This window comes from Candidatus Neomarinimicrobiota bacterium (assembly GCA_034716895.1).
In the GTDB taxonomy this organism is placed as follows: Bacteria; Fidelibacterota; UBA8477; order UBA8477; family JABMPR01; genus JABMPR01.
On the sequence record JAYEKW010000175.1, the window covers coordinates 1 to 2,225 of the forward strand.

Annotated in this window: 2 protein-coding genes; both read right to left on the minus strand. The window is 41.9% G+C overall.

Annotated features, from left to right (window positions below; genetic code table 11):
* Nucleotides 1–259 precede the first annotated feature (259 nt).
* Nucleotides 260–1,183 carry an ORF6N domain-containing protein gene (locus U9Q77_10965; protein MEA3287877.1) on the minus strand — a complete coding sequence of 308 codons (924 nt, stop codon included), beginning with the start codon at nucleotides 1,181–1,183 and terminating at the stop codon, nucleotides 260–262.
* Nucleotides 1,180–2,225, minus strand: a 1,046-nt coding sequence (locus U9Q77_10970) for an N-6 DNA methylase (protein ID MEA3287878.1), incomplete at its 5' end; no start/stop codon positions are given. The genes U9Q77_10970 and U9Q77_10965, both read right to left, overlap by 4 nt.

The following is a 2,225-nucleotide window of genomic DNA, read 5'->3' on the forward strand; positions in this document are numbered from 1 at the left end:
GAATAATATTCACTAGCTTCAACTTTTGGAGCTGTTTTATGCTCACAATCAATCACCTCTGCGATTTGTGAGAGCTGATATGTAGGCATTCAACTTTCCCCAATTATAGATGAGTTAATCTCATCAAATTTCACCTTAGAAAGATTGGCCAGTACTTGCTTGCTAAGATTTGCCTCTTCCACAAGCTGCCCTTCAAACTCTGCTTTCAGTTGACTAGCCCTCCCATTGAAATCGTGTGAGTTAAATGTCATCAAAATACTTACTTGCACTCCCAGGCGCTTTTTTCAAGTCTGGAAATCAGATCCAGTGCCTTAATATTCATTTTAGAAAAAGCGAACCATTTTTTGCCTACATCTTTCAGGGAAGCTCCAAAATGATAAACAGTTGACTCATCTAGAATCAGGAAACGATCATGGGCTTTATTAAAAGTCCTCAAATGGATTGTCGCGTACTGTTGATTGTGCTTTTTCAGATCTTGCCGCAACCCTGAGGTGATGTTTTTACAATAGACTATAGCTGTCGCCTTTGTGTTGCGTTTACTAAGTAGCTGTAGAACCGTTTCATCTATATAGTTATCAATAAGGATAATGGATTTCCGGGCGGTTTTTATTAGATCTGCCACGAACACATAAGCGTCAAAGATCTGTCCATCGTAAAAGATGCCCTGTTTGGGAGATAAATTACCTTTAGCCAAGGCGTTGAATAAATGTTCGAATTTTTCATCCGTTTTAAGCTGTTTAACTTCTACATGTTCCAGCCGTCGAAAAATTTCAGCATGAGTACTCATGAATTTTCGCATGCTGACAAAAGCTTGCATAATTTGTACACTAACTCTAACAGCCGTTTCACTTCGCAATATCGCTGAAAGCATGGCTACGCCTTGTTCGGTGAAAGTATTCGGTAGCTTTTGTCTTCCACCTCGCCTGTCTTTTGATATCACAGATTGTGACATCAAAATCTCGTTACCAGGGCTTACCTTCCACTTGTCGAATTCTTGCTTTGTTAATCGAAACATAAAATCAGCAGGAAATCTATTACTATTTCTTTTTACAGCTTGATTGAGAACTCTTGTTTCAACACCGTAAAGTTCAGCCAGGTCACTATCTAACATCACCTGAACCCCACGGATGGTATATATCTTCTCCTGAATTGGATCTGGTTTTATCAACGCATTCCCACTCATAATAATTTTACCCTGGCCAGGTTTTCCTGAATCAACACATTCAGCCTTGCTTCTTCTTCAAGCTGTCCCTCAAACTCTGCCTTCAACTGACCAAACCTCTCATTGAAATCAAAATCATCTACTTCATCTGCTAAACCAACATAACGCCCTGGAGTTAGGACATAATCCAGCTCCTTGACCCGTTCAATAGGTGTTGAGCTACAGAACCCTTTCACATTTTCATACCCACCCTCAGGGTTTAGCCAATCATGATATGTATCTGTAATGGTGGTAATGTCCTCAGCAGAGAATTCACGAGTCCTGCGATTGATTAGATGACCGAGATTACGAGCATCAATAAATAGAATTTCTTCTCGCCTGTGGGTCTTATTGCGGCTGAGGAACCATAGACTGGCTGGAATTTGAGTATTCAGGAATAGTTTTGCTGGCATATTGACAACACAGTCAACCATGCGGGCTTCGATCAGTTCTTTGCGGATATCACCTTCGCCAGAAGTCTTGGATGTTAGAGCACCCTTGGCGAGCACGAAACCAGCGTGACCATTAGGGCTCAAGTGGTAAAGGAAGTGCTGTATCCAGGCATAATTCGCATTTCCTGGTGGCGGAGTGCCATACTTCCAGCGTCCATCACCCCGAAGTAGATCACCACTCCAATCACTGTCGTTGAAGGGCGGATTGGCGATGACATAATCAGCTTTTAAATCTTTGTGACTGTCATTCAGAAAAGAACCTTCATTATTCCACTTTACTTGCGAACTATCAATCCCCCGGATAGCCAGATTCATCTTGGCCAATCTCCAAGTCGTTTGATTGCTTTCCTGCCCATAGATGGAGATGTCATTCACTTTACCTTGATGGTCAGCCACGAATTTTTCTGACTGAACAAATAAACCACCAGAACCACAACAGGGATCGAATACTCTACCTTTATATGGTTCAAGCATCTCAACCAGTAATTCAACAACTGAGCGGGGCGTATAGAACTGTCCACCTTTCTTCCCTTCAGCCAGTGCGAATTCACCTAGGAAATACTCGAAAACAT